At 51.6% G+C, this 16,657-nt stretch carries 14 protein-coding genes and 1 pseudogene; 10 read left to right on the top strand and 5 right to left on the bottom strand.

Annotated elements, in window-relative coordinates; all coding sequences use genetic code 11:
- Positions 1-560: pseudogene (gene prfC, locus Q0Y46_RS14135) on the top strand (peptide chain release factor 3); the annotation flags it as partial.
- Positions 561-586: 26 nt separating this feature from the next.
- Here prfC and Q0Y46_RS14130 read toward each other — a convergent pair.
- Positions 587-1,918: a tyrosine-protein phosphatase gene (locus Q0Y46_RS14130; RefSeq protein WP_297948334.1), complete on the bottom strand. Its 1,332-nt coding sequence runs from the start codon at positions 1,916-1,918 to the stop codon at positions 587-589.
- Positions 1,919-2,333: 415 nt separating this feature from the next.
- Between Q0Y46_RS14130 and Q0Y46_RS14125 the strand changes: the two genes are divergently transcribed.
- From Q0Y46_RS14125 to Q0Y46_RS14115, 3 genes are all read left to right on the top strand, one after another.
- Positions 2,334-3,803: a transglutaminase-like domain-containing protein gene (locus Q0Y46_RS14125; protein ID WP_297948333.1), complete on the top strand. Its 1,470-nt coding sequence runs from the start codon at positions 2,334-2,336 to the stop codon at positions 3,801-3,803.
- 175 nt (positions 3,804-3,978) lie between these two features.
- Positions 3,979-4,197: a hypothetical protein gene (locus tag Q0Y46_RS14120; RefSeq protein ID WP_295680812.1), complete on the top strand. Its 219-nt coding sequence runs from the start codon at positions 3,979-3,981 to the stop codon at positions 4,195-4,197.
- On the top strand, positions 4,179-4,739 hold the full coding sequence (locus tag Q0Y46_RS14115; protein WP_295680810.1) for a GNAT family N-acetyltransferase: 561 nt from the start codon (positions 4,179-4,181) through the stop codon (positions 4,737-4,739). Before Q0Y46_RS14120 ends, Q0Y46_RS14115 begins: the two co-directional genes overlap by 19 nt.
- 9 nt (positions 4,740-4,748) lie before the next feature.
- Here the strand turns inward: Q0Y46_RS14115 and dnaA are convergent, their stop codons facing one another.
- Entirely contained in the window at positions 4,749-6,077 is a 1,329-nt protein-coding gene (dnaA, locus tag Q0Y46_RS14110; RefSeq protein ID WP_295680808.1) for a chromosomal replication initiator protein DnaA, read from the bottom strand.
- A 139-nt stretch (positions 6,078-6,216) separates the two neighbouring features.
- On the opposite strand from dnaA, the gene Q0Y46_RS14105 reads away from it, so the two are divergent.
- From Q0Y46_RS14105 to Q0Y46_RS14085, 5 genes are all read left to right on the top strand, one after another.
- A complete protein-coding gene (locus tag Q0Y46_RS14105) occupies positions 6,217-6,801 on the top strand; it encodes a hypothetical protein (protein WP_295680805.1) in 585 nt (194 codons plus the stop codon).
- Positions 6,791-7,837, top strand: a complete 1,047-nt coding sequence (locus tag Q0Y46_RS14100) for a squalene/phytoene synthase family protein (RefSeq protein WP_297948331.1) — start codon at positions 6,791-6,793, stop codon at positions 7,835-7,837. The genes Q0Y46_RS14105 and Q0Y46_RS14100 overlap by 11 nt, the downstream gene beginning before the upstream one ends.
- Positions 7,838-7,847: 10 nt before the next feature.
- Complete coding sequence (gene lspA / locus Q0Y46_RS14095; RefSeq protein ID WP_297948329.1) at positions 7,848-8,417, top strand: signal peptidase II; 570 nt, start codon at positions 7,848-7,850, stop codon at positions 8,415-8,417.
- Between the two features lie 149 nt (positions 8,418-8,566).
- Entirely contained in the window at positions 8,567-9,847 is a 1,281-nt protein-coding gene (locus tag Q0Y46_RS14090) for an RluA family pseudouridine synthase (RefSeq protein WP_297948328.1), read from the top strand.
- A gap of 5 nt (positions 9,848-9,852) precedes the next feature.
- Positions 9,853-11,130, top strand: a complete 1,278-nt coding sequence (locus Q0Y46_RS14085; protein ID WP_297948326.1) for an amidohydrolase — start codon at positions 9,853-9,855, stop codon at positions 11,128-11,130.
- Here the strand turns inward: Q0Y46_RS14085 and Q0Y46_RS14080 are convergent.
- The 3 genes from Q0Y46_RS14080 to nadB are packed head-to-tail and all read right to left on the bottom strand — an operon-like array spanning position 11,120 to position 14,484.
- Complete coding sequence (locus Q0Y46_RS14080; protein WP_297948325.1) at positions 11,120-11,854, bottom strand: CvpA family protein; 735 nt, start codon at positions 11,852-11,854, stop codon at positions 11,120-11,122. The genes Q0Y46_RS14085 and Q0Y46_RS14080 overlap by 11 nt on opposite strands.
- 19 nt (positions 11,855-11,873) lie before the next feature.
- The gene (locus tag Q0Y46_RS14075) at positions 11,874-12,899 is read right to left on the bottom strand and encodes a serine/threonine-protein kinase (protein WP_295680789.1); all 1,026 of its coding nucleotides are present in this window, start codon (positions 12,897-12,899) and stop codon (positions 11,874-11,876) included.
- 1 nt (position 12,900) lies between these two features.
- The gene (gene nadB / locus Q0Y46_RS14070; protein WP_297948322.1) at positions 12,901-14,484 is read right to left on the bottom strand and encodes an L-aspartate oxidase; all 1,584 of its coding nucleotides are present in this window, start codon (positions 14,482-14,484) and stop codon (positions 12,901-12,903) included.
- Positions 14,485-14,622: 138 nt separating this feature from the next.
- Between nadB and Q0Y46_RS14065 the strand changes: the two genes are divergently transcribed.
- Positions 14,623-16,563, top strand: coding sequence for a peptidylprolyl isomerase (locus tag Q0Y46_RS14065; RefSeq protein ID WP_295680784.1), 1,941 nt, complete (start codon positions 14,623-14,625; stop codon positions 16,561-16,563).
- Positions 16,564-16,657: the final 94 nt, after the last annotated feature.

The following is a 16,657-nucleotide window of genomic DNA, read 5'->3' as shown; positions in this document are numbered from 1 at the left end:
CCGCCCCGACGGCGTTCCTCGCGAAGGACAAGGAAGTCATCGACCACGCCTGGGCGGGCGATATCGTGGGTATCAATGACCCGGGACTCTTCCGCATCGGCGATACGCTGACTGATGGCGAAAAGATCAACTTCACCGGCATCCCGGACTTTGCTCCGGAACATTTTGCCCGCGTTACTTTGTTGAACCCGCTCAAGAGCAAGCAGATGGCGAAGGGCCTTGCCGAACTTTCCGAAGAAGGTGCGACCCAGCTTTACGAACCGCTCAAGTCGGCCATCCCCGTGATTGGCGTGGTGGGCGAGTTGCAGTTCGATGTGCTCAAGTTCCGCCTACAGAGCGAATACGGTGCCGATGTTTCCTTGGACCGCGTTCCGGCTCATGGAATTCGCTGGGTGTCGGGCCCCGAGAAAGACATGGGCAAGTTCGCCGAGGAATACGCGATGGACTGCATGATGGACAAGGAACGTAACCTTGTCTGCTTGTTCCCCAACGAGTACCGCCTAAATCTCGCTGTCAAGAACTACGAGAACCTGAAGTTCGCCGAGACCTCGCAGGGCTAACGGCGGTTTATCGTTAATTTCAATTATTATTTCAGCCGGTCCTTCAATGCGGAAACTTCCTCTGGGGTCATTCCGAGTTTTCCCAGGTATTTTTCTGTAGCTGCGGCCCAGTCAATCGGTTCGGTGTCGGGGACGTCTATTCCCACGGCATGATAGACCGCCTTTAGATTCCTGATGACGACGGCCCTGAAGAAGTCCACCTGTTCTTCGTTCAAGGCGACTTGCTTGTTGTCGACGACATTGAAGTAGTTGCTAAATGTCTTTGCGTAGTCTGCCTGGAGATCTTCGGTGGTCGCTCCCATCAGCGCTTCCAGGACGGCGATTGTAATGCCTGTGCGGTCCATGCCATAGGTGCAGTGAACCAGATACGGTGCTTCGTGCTCAATCATGAAGCGGAATCCTGTGGCAATTCCATCCTTGAAATGCTGGGAAAAGAAGTATACGGGTAAATCCAAGAAGATGATGTTCTGTGTCGCATAATAGGAACTGTCGAAGTTCTGGCAGGATTTGGCGTACTCCTCCGAATCTGACAGGTTGATGAACGTGGTGACTCCCGCATTTTTCGCAAGCGAGTCGGCGTAGAGATTACGGCCGAGACCGGGGTCAATGGGGTTGGAAGAGCGGTAGAGCTTGTTTTCACCCATACCCGTGGTGCGAACTTCCCTGAAGTTTGCATATTCTGCGGCGGAAAGGTCGGGATAGCTTTCTGCATTGTAGACCATGTTCTCGATATTGGGAATTCCAAGGCCGAACAGGAAGCCGCCTTTTTCCTTCATGGATATGGAGACTTCTATGGGAATTACAACATCGGTTATTTTAAGAATGTTTGACATGTGGCCGTAATGGACCGACAAGATGAGATAATCATAATCCTTTATGGCTACTAGAGCGAACCCCGCGATGGGCACGTCGTAGGCGGATTCAACGACCGGCATTTCGAGGGTGTCGTATCCGTTTATCGCCACGGTCACGATATCGCCCATTTGAAATTTGTTCAAGAAGATGTCTGTCGGACAGTCCAGATACAGGTCGCTGGATGTGAGCTGGCCTGCGCTGTCGCCCATGATGATAGTGTGAATCCCGGCACTGTCTATCGTGAATATGTGGGGTCGTTCCGTTTTGGACGACGAGGTCGGCTGTTCTACCGTCTCGGACGATGCGGGCTGCTGTTCCTCTGTTTGTGCCGATGAGAGCAGCCCAGACGATGAGGACTGCAACTCGACAATCTCGGACGACGTGGGCTGCGGTTCAACAATTTTGTCGACGGAAGAAGAGTCTGAATCGCTGCAGGCGAGAAAAACCTGAGCGCAGAGGATGAATGACGCAAGAATGGACCAGGTCTTTTTCAGTTGGAACATGGACGCCCTCGCTTGTGGGGTGGTATTGTGCAATGTAGAATTATTTTGGGATGCGGAGGCTGTTTTAGGGATGCATTTTTTCCTTAATAATGTATATTTCTGTATGAAAAAAGAGTTTTGCTCTTGTTCTCACTCTGAAATCAGCAAATTTCATTTACACGAGGACAAGGCGAACGCTCACGCAGGTATGTCGTTTTGTGATATGCCTCGGTTTGCCGTGCCGGCCTTTGGGCTGGTTTTGACTGAATGGTCTTGGCAACAGCCCTTTTGGGGCGTGGGTCGTTTGCGTTTATCGTGTAAGGGCTTTGCTGAGCCTCAGAGTGGTAGATGCGGCGACTCGCGCCTTTTTTTTATATCAGGTTTGAGCCTCTGTTGGACAAGAAAAACTCCTAAGTAAAAATTAAGGGAGGTCCTTATGGCTCAGTTTAGAACAAGTGAAGAACGAAAGGTGGCAAGAATGCGTAATTGCGTTTTGCATTTCTTGAAAGAGTCAATTGCGATGACAACCTTTGCGCTGAGTGTCTATTTGACGGCGTGTTCTGAATCTGACGGTCGAGATAGCGTCGGTGTTGTTGAAATTAAAGACGAAAAACCGGTTGCAGACGATAAGAATGCTATTAATGTAGATTCTTTAACGAATGCTATTCGTCAGGAAGTGACTAATTCATTAAAGGACAGTCTTAATAAAAAAACAAACGAAACGAAATCTGAGATTAATAAGGATTCAATTGCCGAAGTTCTTCAATCCCTAAGGGATAGCCTCAATGCAAAATCTGATAGGGACATGAGTAAAACGGATCAAAGTGTTATTCGTACGTTATATGCTGAAGATGTAGATGAATTTGCAAAAACAGATGTTTATGGAGCTTTTGCAAATCAGTATTCGCTAATGTATGAGAGTTTTTTTTATCTCGATGAAAATGGTGATACGTCAACGATTCCTATGCCTTTCCCCATTATTCTCGCTAATTTATGTGATTCTATTTCAAAGGAGTTATGTTCTCATAAAAAGATAATGGTCAAATCATGGATTCAAGGATTTTCTGATACATCTACAATTACGGATGTGATTGATCCCGATACATTAATAATTCGTTCACCATTGTTTACATTTAATGAGGATGCTCTATACGCATTAAAGTCGCCAAAAAAGACACAACGTCATATAGAGGCTTATGCTCTTGAAAATGACAATAAAATTTTGTTTTATTCTGCCACTAAATCGATAACGATTCATCCTATGCAAAATTTTGGAGCGCTAGAAGAGGCGTTCGATTCTAGGTATTCATTATATCCAGAAATATTAATACCATATTGGTATAGTGTATTTGTGACGCCAACGGCAGATTCAATTTCTGCTATGGTTGGTGAAGTTGCCAAGAAACTTCCCAATGGGGAATTGCTTGTTTATCAGAAGTATTCTGATGATGCTTCGGTGGAACTCAGTTTAAAGCGAGTTGTAAAAGCTGTATTTGAAGTCCTTCAATCGCGAGGTATAAAATATATACAAAGTAGTGGGTCGGCAAGTATTGGTCAGAGAATTAATTATCCTGTAGAAACGCTTAGAAAAAAAGAGGGGATTTGTATTGAAACTGCAGTTCTTTTTGCGTCAATATTGGAAAATCTTGGATTTGATGTGCGCATTGTAATAACAGCTAATCATGCGTTTACCGGATGGGCAACAGAAAAAGACGGGAATATAATTGATTTTGTTGAAACGACATGGATTGGTGATAAAAATGTATCATTCGCGGATGCCAATAATTTTGGAATTGATGAATTTGTTGAGCAAAAAGAACTCGGAAATTTTGAATCTGGAGAGTCCTATATTGTTAAGGTTGATCTTGCTCGTGAATATGGCATAATACCTAACAATGTCCCATAAGAACGGTTTTTGAAAATTTAATGGTGGGGAGTCTCCTATTAATAAAAAAGGATTCTTTCCAATTCTCTTGCTTTTCTTTTCTGATTTAGGTATATTTTGTATTGGAACCAAATTGACGGTTGCCGCTTGGCCTTTTGGCTAGATTGATATATGGACATATAACAAAAGAGGGTAAATGGCTCGCGAAATTCGAGAGACTCCTATTTTGTTCGGCGAGGATGCTCGCCGGTTTTTAGCCCGTATGCAAGAGCGGCACCCGGAACCTCCGGAACTTCGTGCCCGTCGCCTGCGGAATTACGAAATTTTCAAGAAGGCCTATGAAGAGGGAATGCGCGAAAAACGCGCCCGCGAAGAGGCTAACGGAGGTGTTGATCCATGCTTCAGACAGGTATAGAACGCAGTCAATTTAAATTCATTCGTTTAAAATCCTCTGATGCCGTCAAGAATTTTGACTGTGGTGACAAAGATTTAAACGACTTCATCCTTAATCGTGCGGCAACCTTTCAAAAATATTTGCTTGCGGTGAATTATGCTTGCGTGAATGCAGACGATGCAAGTAAAGTATATGCCTACTGTAGCCTTGCAAATGATAAGGTTGCTACTAGTGATTTCAAGGACAAAACCGAATTCAACCGTTTCCGTAGAAAGCGGGGCTTTCCTAATGAGAAACGCTTAAAAAGCTATCCTGCGATAAAACTCTGCCGTTTAGGTGTTGACGAAAAAGTGAAGGGACAACAGATTGGCTCCGGCGTGCTCGACTATATTAAGTCCCTGTTCGCTTTGGACAATAAGGCAGGATGTCGCTTCTTGACGGTCGATGCTTACTTGAATGCAGTTCCTTTCTACGAAAAGAACGGGTTCCATTTCATGAACGCCGAGGACAATGACCCGCACACGCGGCTCATGTACTACGATTTGATGGATATAGCGAACTAGTCCGACTTTCTAGTCGTGTATGGAGTTCTTCAAGCTCTCGATGAGGCGGGCGAAACTCGGGTCGGTCTCCATTTCCTTCTTGACGCTCTTGATGGCGTGCACGACGGTGGAGTGGTCTTTGCCGCCGAAGCGCGAACCGATGCTCTGCAAGCTGATGGAGGAGCATTCGCGCATGAGGAACATGGCGACCTGGCGTGCCTTGGAAATTTCCTTGGTGCCGCGGCCGGGCTCGGTGAGCTTGGATTCGGGAACTTCGTAATGTTGCGACACGGCATGGAGGACTGCGTCCAAACTAACGCGACGGCGCAGTGTCGGGGCGATTTCGGCGACGACCTTCTGAGCGATGCTCATGTCGATGTCGTGGTTCATGAGGCTTGCTTGCAAGGTAAGCTTGATGATTGCGCTTTCGAGGCAGCGCACGTTACTTGCAATGTGTTCGGCGAGGAAGTGGATGACCTCGTCGCTGATTTCGAGGTGGCGTTCTTCGGCCTTCTTTTGGAGGATGGCTTCGCGCGTCTCGACATCGGGCGGCTGGATGTCCACGGTGAGGCCCCAGGCGAAACGGCTCACGAGGCGGTCGGAAAGGTTCTTGACTTCGACGGCGGGGGCATCGGAGGTGAGCACAATCTGCTTGCCTGCCTGGTGCAGCGCGTTGAAGATAAGGAAGAATTCGTTCTGCGTCTCGTACTTGCCGGTCCAGTTCTGGATGTCGTCGATGAGCAGGATGTCCACCTCGTTACGGTAGAAGTCGCTCATCTCGGTCACGCGGTTTTCCTTGAGGCACTTCATGTACTGCTGCGAGAAGTCTTCGCTGGTGAGGTAGCAAACGCGCTTGTTCGGGTCGTCTTCGAGGATATAGTTGCCGATGGCTTGCAGCAGGTGCGTCTTGCCGAGGCCGGACGAGCCGTAGATGAACAGCGGGTTGTACTGCGTGCCGTCGGGGTTACGGGCTACGGCGAGGGCTGCGTTGAACGCGAGCTGGGCCTTGTCGCCGGGGACGAAGTTCTCGAAGCGGAAGCTGCTGGAAAGCGGTACGCTGGGCTTTGCGAAATCCTTGAATACGTTTTCGCCTGCGTTGACCACGGATTGCGGTATGGCTTCTTGCGAAAGGAAATCAAATTCGATGGGGGAGTCGTCGTGGGTGGTTTCGCGCCAGCCGAGACGGATCAGGTCTTTGTAGGCCGAGTAAACTTTGGTATCCAGTCCGAACGGGATGGATATTGTGGCATGCCCTGTCGTTTGGTTGACAAGCTTGGTCTGTGCGAAATATGTTTTGTACACGGAATCCGAAAGCATCCCGCGAAGATAATTAAGGCATCTTTCCCATTCGACTTGCATAAACAAATATTCCTTGTCCGGAAAACTAGGATGCGAATCTATCAACACCCAGAGTAATAAATGTAGTATTTTGAAGTATTTTTAGGGAGTAATTGTTGATAAAATTTATGAGATATCTGAAAATTAGTATTTTTGGGGCATGGATTTGATACGTTTCTTGAATTATGTCACTTGGGTCCCCCTGGTGCTATGGATTGCTTTGTTCTATTGGTTTCGCATGGTTGCTTATCCGCTTTATCTGAACAATCAGATGCGGAAAGGGCGTAAATGGGCTTTTTTGCCGGAATTTGCCTCGAAAAACCGCTCCTACATTGGTTTCTTGCGGTTCCGCTGCATATTGTGGACTTTTTCCGTCATTGTCTTGTCGACGCTTTCCGTTGTCTGGGTCGTGTGGAAGTTTACCGCTTACCCGCCAGTTATCGGCGCTGTATCGGCTGTGCTCTTTTTGATTGTCGCTTCGGTCCTGTACCGCAAGGCTGTTCGCAAGATCGGGCGCCTTTTGCAGGCTGCCTATTTCTTGGAATACCGCCGCACCTGCTACGAAAGTGACAGTAGGGGAAACTTGAGGATCGAGGCCGACATCTTGAACCGGACGGCGTGGAACTTCAACAGGAAGTTGCGCTATGCCGAAAAGCATCGCCGCCTCCGCAAGTACGTGCATGCGATGGCCGCGAGCAAGAAAATTCCCCCCGACCTTTATGCGGAGACAATGAATGAATTCTAGGGAGGCTTGGAGATACGCCGAAGACAGGCTGTTGTTGGTTTCCAGGACATTCGCCCTGAACATCAACATCCTCGCGGGCAAGTTGCACAAGAGCATCTTGCTTGCGTACCTGTACCTGCGTATTGCCGATACGGTCGAAGACGACCCCGTGATGGGGGCGTCGGAGAAGGGCCGTATTCTCTCCCTGTTCGCGGGAATTTTTGAATCGGCGGAATTGCCCGAAGAAAAAATCCGGCAGTTTGTCGACGCGCTCCCCGCGAGCTGGAAAAACTCCGACGATCCGAACATGGACTTGTGCTTGCAGGCGTCCGTCGTTGTCCCGCTCCTCCATGAACTTCCCGAGAAGTATACTGCGCCGGTGCGCAATGTTGTTGTCGAGATGTGCGGAGGTATGGCCAAGTTCGCACTCAGGCAGGAACAGGCTCTCTCGAACGGCTGGTTCACGTTGGAATCCGTGAGCGACCTAGACGAGTACTGCTATTATGTCGCGGGCATTGTCGGGAAACTTTTGACAAAGCTCTTTGCTGCCGATTCCAGCCTGATTGGCGCCGAACGTGAAAAACTGCTTGCCCAGCTGGACGTGAGTTTCGGGCTCGCCTTGCAGGTCACGAATATCGTGAAGGACTGCATCGAGGATTCCGGGCGCCGGGTGTGTTTTGTGCCCGAAGAAATTTGCCGCCGTCATGGCTTTGAACATTCTTTTGATATGTTTGCCGAAGGTGCCGACAAGAAATCTTGTGCCGCGGCTCTTGGCGAACTTGTTCAAAAGGCTTGGAAACATCTTGACGATGCCATAGCCTACACAAAATTGATTCCGAGAGTCAACATGCGTACAAGGCTTTTCTGCCTGTGGCCGCTGTTGATGGCTGCCGAGAACCTGAGCCTCATCGGCGACGGGCTTTCGGTGTTTGTCTCGGACAAGAAGGTGAAAATTACAAGGGACGATGTGAAAAACATTGTCAAGAACACGATGCGTCATTTCTATTCTAACAAGTGGATTGACGAAACCTATAACAAGCTGAAAGCTTCTCACTAGCGAGTTTACGATGCAATACGACGAGAATGTGAAATTTTATAATAAGTGGCCGTTCCATTTGGGTTTGGTGATTTTTAGTATCGTTGCCGACCAGCTGACAAAGTTGTGGTGCATACATCGTTTTACGAACGAATTTGGTGCGCCGAACCACGAAAGCATCTCCGTGATAGGCGATTTGATACGGTTCCAGCTGGTGTTCAACAAGGGTGCCGCTTTCAGCAGCCGCCCGCAGGATTTGTTGCCGTTCCTCCCGTCTTGGGTGTTCTTCTTGATTATATCGATTGTCGCTGCCGGTGTGCTGTTCTGGTTCTATCGTAGCATTGACAAGAGGGATTTCCTTTCGCGCCTGGGTGTCGTGATGATTATCGGTGGCGCCATTGGCAACTTTATCGACCGTATGCGCATGCAGATGGTGGTGGACTTTATCGACTGCGATTTCCCGGATTTCATCATGACGCGTTTCCCGACGTTCAATGTGGCCGATTCCTTCGTGACCGTCGGCGTTGCAGTCGTCATCCTATCTCCAGTTATCTTGCGAAAATTGCATAAAGAAATTAAAGAATTGAAAAAGAGCAAATAAGGCGCGAGGCTCGAGGCTCCAGCAATGAGCAGTGAGCCATGAGCAATGAAACTTTCATACCTCACACCTCATACCTCAAAGCGCAGCGACCTCATAGCTCCTAACCACCAACCACTAACCACCAACCACTAACCACTAACCACTATCCCATGAACTATCTCGTTAACGAACAACATTCCGGTGAGCGTATTGACAAGTTCCTTGTCGGTGTTATGGAAAATGTATCCCGTACCGACGTGCAGAAACTGATTGCCGCTGGCGAAGTGAAGGTGGGTGGGGCTGCCGTATCCAAGAATTTCCGTGTGGAATCGGGCATGGTCGTGGTGGTAGATCGCCTTCCCGAAAAAGAAGCGAGCTCGCTTGAGCCTGAAAACATCCCGCTCGACATCGTGTACGAGGATGACGATATAGTCGTTTTGAACAAACCTCGCAATCTCGTGGTGCATCCGGGCAACGGCGTGCAGAACGGAACTCTCGCTGCGGCCCTTTTGTACCATTTCAAGGAAAACCTTTCGGCGGTCAATGGTCCGCTTCGTCCGGGTATTGTTCATCGCTTGGATAAAGATACGCCGGGTCTCATGGTGGTGGCAAAAAACGATGCCGCCCACAGGCACCTTGCGCACCAGCTGGAAACCCGTACTCTGCACCGCACTTACAACGCGCTCGTGTGGGGCTGCCCGCGAGATTTGGAAGGTTGTATCGATGCTCCGATTGCCCGTAACCCGAAAAACCGCCTGAAGATGGCAGTGGTGAAGGGCGGCAAGGAAAGCCGTACGCATTATGTGGCGAAGAAATTCTTTGCAATTGCGACTTTGCTTGAACTACAACTTGAATCGGGACGCACGCACCAGATTCGTGTGCATAGCCGCTATACGGGCCACCCGGTAGTCGGTGACCCGCTGTATGATGGCCGTGAAGAAAGTCTGAACCGCGTGCCCCCTCTGATGAAGGAAATTGCCGCGAAGGTTCTCGAGATGGCTCCTGCGCAACTGTTGCAGGCCGTGAAGATTGAACTCATCCACCCGACGACGGGCAAGAAGATGAAGTTCAAGGTCCCGATGGAAGAACCCTTCGCGAAGGTGCTCAAGTTCTTGAAGAAGGAATGCCCGGCGGATGCCCCTGTGTTCGACGAGGAAGAAGGCTTCCATGACTTCGATGCGGATATCCGCTTTGACGAAGGCTATGATGCGGATGAACCCGATAACGAAATGCTTGACCAGTTCGACGAATGTGTTTTCCCGGAACTAAAGGAAAGGAAAACCCGTGCCCAGCGCCATGCCGAGAAGGCGGCGACTGCTGCCCAGCGCAGGGAAAAGGCCGCCGAGCGCAAGCGCATCAAGCAGATGAAGGCTGCCCGCAGGCGTGGTATTGCCGCCGAAGATTTTGTCGAGCCCGGTTACGAACCCACTATCGACCCCGATTTGCTTTAATCACGATGTCCAAGATTCTTCTCCAGTCCGTTTTCCTGAATGATTCCCGGACCGATGTCCTCATTGACGGGAACCGTTTTGCAAAGATTGCGAAGGATATCCCTGCGCAGGAATGTGCCGACGCTGAGGTGGTGGACTGCAAGGACTTGGCGATTCTCCCGCCGTTCTACAACGCGCACACGCATGCGGCGATGGTGCTTTTACGCGGCTATGCAGACGACCTTCCGCTCCGCCCGTGGCTCGAAGACCATATCTGGCCATTCGAGGCCGTGATGGGACCCGATGAGATTGAAATAGGCAGTCGCTTGGCCACGCTCGAAATGATCAAGTCGGGGACGGTGTTCTTTGCCGACATGTATTGGCACCGCGAGCGCACCATGAAGGTGGCGACGGAAATGGGGCTGCGTGCGGCTATTGGCGTGACCATGGCCGAAAACCTGATGACTCCGGACAAAATCGAGGCGAACTTCGCGTTTGCCCGGAATCACGTTGGCGAAAATGACCGTGTAAAGTTGGTCATGATGCCTCATTCCATTTACTTGGTGGGCGAGGCGCTATTGAAGCGCTGTGCCGAGGTGGCCCGCGCCGAGGGGATGCTTGTGCATACGCATCTCTCCGAAACGCAAAGCGAAGTGGAACAGTGTATAAAGGAACATGGATGTTCTCCTGTGGAATGGCTCAAACGCTGTGGTTTGCTGAACGAATCGCTCGTTGCGGCGCATTGCGTCCACTTGTCCGATGCCGATATGGCGCTCATGGCAGAATCAGGCGCGACGGTCGTGCTCAACCCGTGTTCCAACCTCAAGCTGAATAGCGGAATTCCTGACATTCCCGCGATGCTTGCCGCAAAAATGAAAGTAGCACTCGGGACGGATGGCGCATCGTCCAACAATAACCTGGACATGCGTGAAGAAATGAAGTTTGCCGCGTTGCTGGCCAAGGTCAAGGGAATGGCGGATACGCTCCCTGCCGGAGATGCTCTGCACATGGCGACTCGCGCTAGTGCGCTTGCTTATGGAATCGATGCGGGCGTCATTGCCGAGGGGACTCTCGCAGATGCTTTGCTTGTCCGTTTGGACGATGTTTGCATGTCGCCCTTGTTCAACCTCACTTCGAACTGGGTGTATGCGGCCAATTCCGGACTGATCGATTCGGTTATTTGTGACGGGAAATTCTTGATGCGAAACCGCCATGTCGACGGCGAACGCGAAATCATTGCCGAAGCGGAAAAATGCGCGAAAACGCTCGCTTCGAAAGTGGTAGCTTTAAAGTCTAAAGTTTAGAGGCGCTGGATTTCGTCTTGACGGAATCCACTTTGCTGGCAACACTTTCTGTGGCCTTGTCCTTGGCAAGTACAGCCTGTGTCGCATTTTCGGAAATTTTGTCGATTGCCTTGCCTGCTGCGTCAACAGCGGCTTCTTTTGCCTTGTCCGCAATTTGCTCGGCACCGTCTTTTGCCTTGTCGGTGACTTTTTCGGCGATACCACTCGTGATGGCTTCGGCTTTCTTTTCGGCCTTCTTGATGATTTCCTTGCGTCCGGTGGGGTAGCCCATGAACTCAAGTGAACTTTTGTATGTATCGTAGGCGACGGCTTCGTTGCGCATGTCGTTAAAGTCGCCATCTTTGAGCGGCAAGAAATGGATAATCGTGAGCAGGATGAAGCAGACGATGGCGCCCTTCAGTGCCCCGAAGCATGCCCCGAAAAGGCGGTTGGGCTTGCTGATGATGGTGTGGGATACTGCGGTGTGCAAAAAATGCCCGGCAAGCTGTGCAAGTGTGAATGGCACGACAAAACCGATGATGAGGCAAATCGGCTTGACCGCCAAGAACGACACGTCAAAATTCTCGATGACGAAGTCGGAGAGGAACAGGTGTGAGAAATAGGCTCCGGCAATTCCGACAAGCCAGGCCACTACACGGAAGACGCTGCGGAGAAACCCGCGGTATAGCCCGACTAGAGCAAATGAAAGAATGATGACGAGGCTTGCTATGTCTATCCAGTTCATTTAAATCCTAAGTCCCATACTATAAAATGAGGTACGCGAGGGTAACCAGGACCAAAGCTAGAATAAATCCGGACACGGCGCCAGTTGCAAAGATGCGTTTTGACCTGTTCGGGGTGACGGGGACAGTGAGTTCGGAGACGGTATCCTGGCTTGTGCTGTAAACCCAGTCGGCCAGGTAGGGCGTGAGGTCCCTGGGATAGGGAAGTAACATTTTTGCAAGTTGATCGGCCGCATCGCATGCTGACACGGGGCGGTTCTTGGGCTTCTTTTCGAGGAGCTTCATGACGAACTTGCGGAGTGGCTTCGGGACGTCGTCAGGGAAGGCCTTCATGGAAAGTTTGAGTTTCTGGATGCGCTTGGATGTCTGCTCCAGGTTTTCTCCACGGAATAGGTTTTCGCCGATAAGCATTTCGCTCATGACGATGCCGATGCTGAAGAGGTCGGAGGCGGGGGTAATCTCGAATCCGAGAATCTGTTCAGGGCTCATGTAGGCAGCGGTCCCGATGACGGCTCCGGCCATGGTGAGGGCCGTGTCTTCGGTCTCGGCGTGGGCGACTCCGAAGTCGAGCAGGCGTACGCGACCGTCCTTGTCTATCATGATGTTCGCTGGCTTCAGGTCGCGGTGGATGACTCCTTCGCGGTGGGCGTGCCCCACGGCCGAGAGAATCTCGTACATGATGTACATGACCGCCCAGACGGGAGGCCGGCTGTCCTTGTTCAAGAGTTCACGCAGGCTTTTCCCTTGCACGAACTCCATCGAGAGCGAAAGCTTGCCGTCTTTCTCCTTCCATAGGGCATGCGGCTGGACGATGACGGGGTGGTTCAGGTGCGCAAGAATCACGGCCTCGCGCTGGAAGCGCTGCATGAGGTCGTCTTGGTTCATAAGCGAGGCGTGCATCTGCTTCACGACAACCATGCGGTCCATGGAGGGGTCGTGGCAGAGCCAGATGTCGCCCATGGCTCCATGACCAATTTGCTGGGTCGGCGTGTAACCGCCTATTTTCGAGGGCTTCGTGTTCTTGCGGGGTGTCGTCAGCTCGCTCATTTTACTTCTTGTCGCTCAGGTAGATGCTCTGGTGCTTGGTCTTCGGGTCAAGGTTCGGGTAGTCGAGGATGTAGTGCAACCCGCGGGATTCCTTGCGCCTGAGTGCGGCGAGCAGGATCATCTTGGACACCTGGAGTGCGTTCAGGAATTCGAGGTAGTAGAAGTTCTCGGTTTCGCCGTTCTTGATTGCCGTGGCAATGTCGCCTTCGAGGTCTTCGATGACCTTGAGCCCCTGGTTGAGCCCAGCGACCGTGCGGACGATGCCGCAGTTGGCCCACATCATATCCTGGAGTATTTTCTTGCGCTTGCGCCAGTAGGCCGCCTTGGTGAAGGAGACCTTTTCTTTTTTAGTGGCTCTCGGTGCGGTGAATTTGTCCTTGGTTAATCCGCTTCCGCAAATGTTGTCCACAGCGCGGATGGCGAACACCACGCTCTCCAAGAGCGAGTTGGAGGCGAGACGGTTGGCTCCGTGTACACCGGTGTCGGCAACTTCGCCGCAGGCGTACAGGCCCTTGATTTCGGTACGGGACCACGTGTCTACGAGCACGCCGCCGCACATGTAGTGGGCAGCGGGCACGACGGGAATCCATTCCTTGGTGATGTCGATGCCGGCGTCGAGGCACTTCGCGTAGATGTGGGGGAAGTGGCTCTTGATGTCCTTGGGCGTGCGGCCGGAAAGGTCGATGAACATGTTCGGCTTGCCGAGGCGCATCATCTCGCTGTGAATGGCACGGGCCACGATGTCGCGGGGAGCGAGGGAGTGCAACGGGTGTACCTGGTTCATGAATTCTTCGCCCTTGTAGTTCTTGAGGATGCCGCCGAACCCGCGGACCGCTTCCGAGATGAGGAAGGGCTTCTTGAGCTGCGGGGCATACAAGCTTGTCGGGTGGAACTGCATGAATTCGATGTCCTGGAGGGCAGCGCCTGCGCGGGCGGCAATCGCCATGCCGTCGCCACAACTGTCGTGCGGGCACACGGTGTACTGCCAGATGCGTCCAGCTCCGCCCGTCGAAAGGATGGTCGCCTTCGCATAGAGGTTCTCGACAATGCCGGTCTTCTGGTGGATAATCTTTGCACCGATGCAGCGCTTGGCCTTGCCGGTTCCGGTACAGATGAGGTCCTTGATGTAGCAGTTCTCGAGGTAGTCGATGTTCTTTTGCTTGTGTAGCTCGCAGAGGAGCGCCCTCATGATTTCCTTGCCGGTGAGGTCTGCGGCGTGCAGAATGCGGTGGTGGCTGTGGCCGCCCTCAAGGTGGAGGTCAAACTGCGAGTGGTCGGTCGGGGATGGCGTGAACTGGACACCCCATTTGACGAGCTGCTTGATGGTGGCGGGCCCGCTCTTGGTGAGGATGTTCACGGGCTCCTTCTTGCAGAGGCCAGCGCCCGCTTCCAGCGTGTCGGCGATGTGGAATACGAACTTGTCCGTCTTTTCGGTGACGGTTGCAATACCGCCCTGGGCGTAGTTCGATGAACCGTCCGGCTTGGCCCCTTTTGTTAAAATCAAAACGTGAAGCCCTTTTTCTGCGGCGTGGAGTGCTGCGGACAGGCCGGAAATTCCGGCGCCTAGGACCAAAATATCGTACATGGGAAGAACTCCGTTGGTGTCCTTTTTGTTTTTGTTGACCAATAAATAGAAAAAAAGGGCCCTATACGGCTATATCTATATTCGATTTATAATTTTTTTATTAGATTTGAGCCCGTCATTTTTTATGGAGTTTTCTCTATGTTAACGTGGATAAATGAAAAAGCCAAGTGGGTTATTGTTATTTTCGCCGCAGGTATCGCGGTGGGCCTCCTGGCCATGGACCGTGTGCCCAACCAGGCTCACAGCTACCCGGTCGGGGAAGTTAACGATCACAAGATTACGTATGCCGAATTTGATTCCCGCGTCAAGATGATCGTCGAAAACCAGTTCCGCGACGCTCACCCGAACGATGAACAGTACACGCAGATCCGTAACGAGGTCTTCCGTGGTCTCGTCCGCCAGATTCTCCTGCAGAAGGAATATGGCAAGGCCGACCTCAGGGCTTCTGTCGCGGAACTCCGTTCTGAATTCAAGCGTAACCCGGATGCCGTTCGCGCCCGTCTGGTGCAAGAAGCCCAGCAGCGTCTCTATTCCATCCAGCGTCAGGCGACTTCCCAGGAAGATGCCAACCAGCGCGCTCAGGCCTACATCGCCACTCTTCCTAAGTTCCTCACGGATTCGACCTTCAACAAGGCCGATTACGATGCCTGGCTCGATACTCGCGAAGCCTTCCAGTGGGGCGTGATGCTCCAGTACGAAGAAGACCTCAAGAACACGACTATCCCGATGCGCCAGTTGCAGATGTTGGTCGGTGCCGGCATTCACCAGACTTCTCTCGAATCCGAATGGATTGCGAACCGCCGCGAAACGCAGGTCGAACTGCAGGTGGCAGTCGTTCCTAATTCCGCTTTTGAAGTCTCTGCCGAAAGCATTGATGATGCTTCTGCCAAGGCTTATTTCGAAGCCAACAAGGATAGCTTCTATGTTGCCGATGACGCCGCCAGGTTCCTGGTTGCAAGCATCCCTGTTGCCGCCACTACCGGTGACGAGGAACGCATCAAGGACTATGCGATGACCATTTACAACCAGCTCACGGATTCCTCTGTCGCGACCACGTTCGAAGACTTGGCCCGTGTCTCTTCCGAAGACCTCGCTTCCGCCGAAAAGGGCGGCCTCCTGAGCGAAGACTACATGCCCAAGGGAACTTATGTGAAGGAATTCGAAGACGCTGCCTATGCTCTTGATTCCGGCGCAGTTTCTCTTCCGATCCGTACTCGCTTCGGTTTCCACATCATCAAGTCTTACGGCAAGATCCAGGATTCTACGGGTGCCGAGAAAATCAAGGCCGGTCATATCCTCCTCGTCGTGAACGCCTCTTCCGAGACGGTCGACAGCCTCGAAAGGATTCTCTCCGGTATCAAGGCTGATGTCGATGCTGGCAAGGATTTCGCCGCTGCTGCCAAGGAACGCAACGTCGATGTCTTCACTTCTAACTGGGTCGATCGTGGAAGCTCTATCGAAAAGCTCGGCTACCTCAAGGGCCTTACCGCTTATGCCTGGCCGAACGAGAATCTCCCGGACGAAGCTAGCCTCGTCTCTCCGGTGCTCAAGAACGACAACTTTGTTGCCATCTTCTACAAGACCGATGTCGTGAAGCCGGGTGAACGTAGCTTTGCTTACGCCGAACCCAACATCAAGAATGCTCTCGCCCGCAAGAAGGCTGGAGAAGCTTGCGCCAACTATCTCAATTCTGTTGCCGAAAAGGTGAAGGCCTACAAGCCGGCCGCCGATTCTACCCAGAGCGAAATCTCCGTCGACAAGGTTAACTTCCAGACGCTCACGACTTCTCTCGAAGGCTACGTCCAGGGCTTCGGTTATTCTAACCCGAAGTTCGCCGGTGCTGTTCTTGCTCAGAAGGAAGGCGAATGGGGCCCGGTCATTCAGGCCAACGATGGTGCCGTGATGATGAAGGTTGTCTCGAAGAAGGCTGCTGATGAAGCTGCTGTCAAGAGCGCCGTCAAGGACGACAAGGAAAACAGCGCACGCTTCGCTTCTTCCTCTATCTTCAATCAGTATGTCAACAACATCGAAAATGGCACTGCTGTAAAAAGCAATTTAGACCTTTACTATAAGGACTAATTTTACTATATTCGTGCCGCCGTTGAAAACAGCGGCATTTTGCCCCCATCGTCTAGTGGCCTAGGACTCGGGATTCTCATTCCCGCAACAGCGG

Source organism: uncultured Fibrobacter sp. (assembly GCF_947305105.1).
Classification (GTDB): domain Bacteria; phylum Fibrobacterota; class Fibrobacteria; order Fibrobacterales; family Fibrobacteraceae; genus Fibrobacter.
The sequence above is the reverse complement of the archived record's forward strand: the minus strand, read 5'-3'. Positions and strand labels throughout refer to the sequence as shown.

Coding starts and splice junctions, on each gene's coding strand:
- Q0Y46_RS14100 (WP_297948331.1), top strand. CDS start 6,791: ATGAATTCTAGGGAGGCTTGGAGATACGCCGAAGACAGGCTGTTGTTG.
- dnaA (WP_295680808.1), bottom strand. CDS start 6,077: ATGCAAGTCGAATGGGAAAGATGCCTTAATTATCTTCGCGGGATGCTT.
- Q0Y46_RS14105 (WP_295680805.1), top strand. CDS start 6,217: ATGGATTTGATACGTTTCTTGAATTATGTCACTTGGGTCCCCCTGGTG.
- lspA (WP_297948329.1), top strand. CDS start 7,848: ATGCAATACGACGAGAATGTGAAATTTTATAATAAGTGGCCGTTCCAT.
- nadB (WP_297948322.1), bottom strand. CDS start 14,484: ATGTACGATATTTTGGTCCTAGGCGCCGGAATTTCCGGCCTGTCCGCA.
- Q0Y46_RS14065 (WP_295680784.1), top strand. CDS start 14,623: ATGTTAACGTGGATAAATGAAAAAGCCAAGTGGGTTATTGTTATTTTC.
- Q0Y46_RS14090 (WP_297948328.1), top strand. CDS start 8,567: ATGAACTATCTCGTTAACGAACAACATTCCGGTGAGCGTATTGACAAG.
- Q0Y46_RS14120 (WP_295680812.1), top strand. CDS start 3,979: ATGGCTCGCGAAATTCGAGAGACTCCTATTTTGTTCGGCGAGGATGCT.
- Q0Y46_RS14115 (WP_295680810.1), top strand. CDS start 4,179: ATGCTTCAGACAGGTATAGAACGCAGTCAATTTAAATTCATTCGTTTA.
- Q0Y46_RS14130 (WP_297948334.1), bottom strand. CDS start 1,918: ATGTTCCAACTGAAAAAGACCTGGTCCATTCTTGCGTCATTCATCCTC.
- Q0Y46_RS14125 (WP_297948333.1), top strand. CDS start 2,334: ATGGCTCAGTTTAGAACAAGTGAAGAACGAAAGGTGGCAAGAATGCGT.
- Q0Y46_RS14085 (WP_297948326.1), top strand. CDS start 9,853: ATGTCCAAGATTCTTCTCCAGTCCGTTTTCCTGAATGATTCCCGGACC.
- Q0Y46_RS14080 (WP_297948325.1), bottom strand. CDS start 11,854: ATGAACTGGATAGACATAGCAAGCCTCGTCATCATTCTTTCATTTGCT.
- Q0Y46_RS14075 (WP_295680789.1), bottom strand. CDS start 12,899: ATGAGCGAGCTGACGACACCCCGCAAGAACACGAAGCCCTCGAAAATA.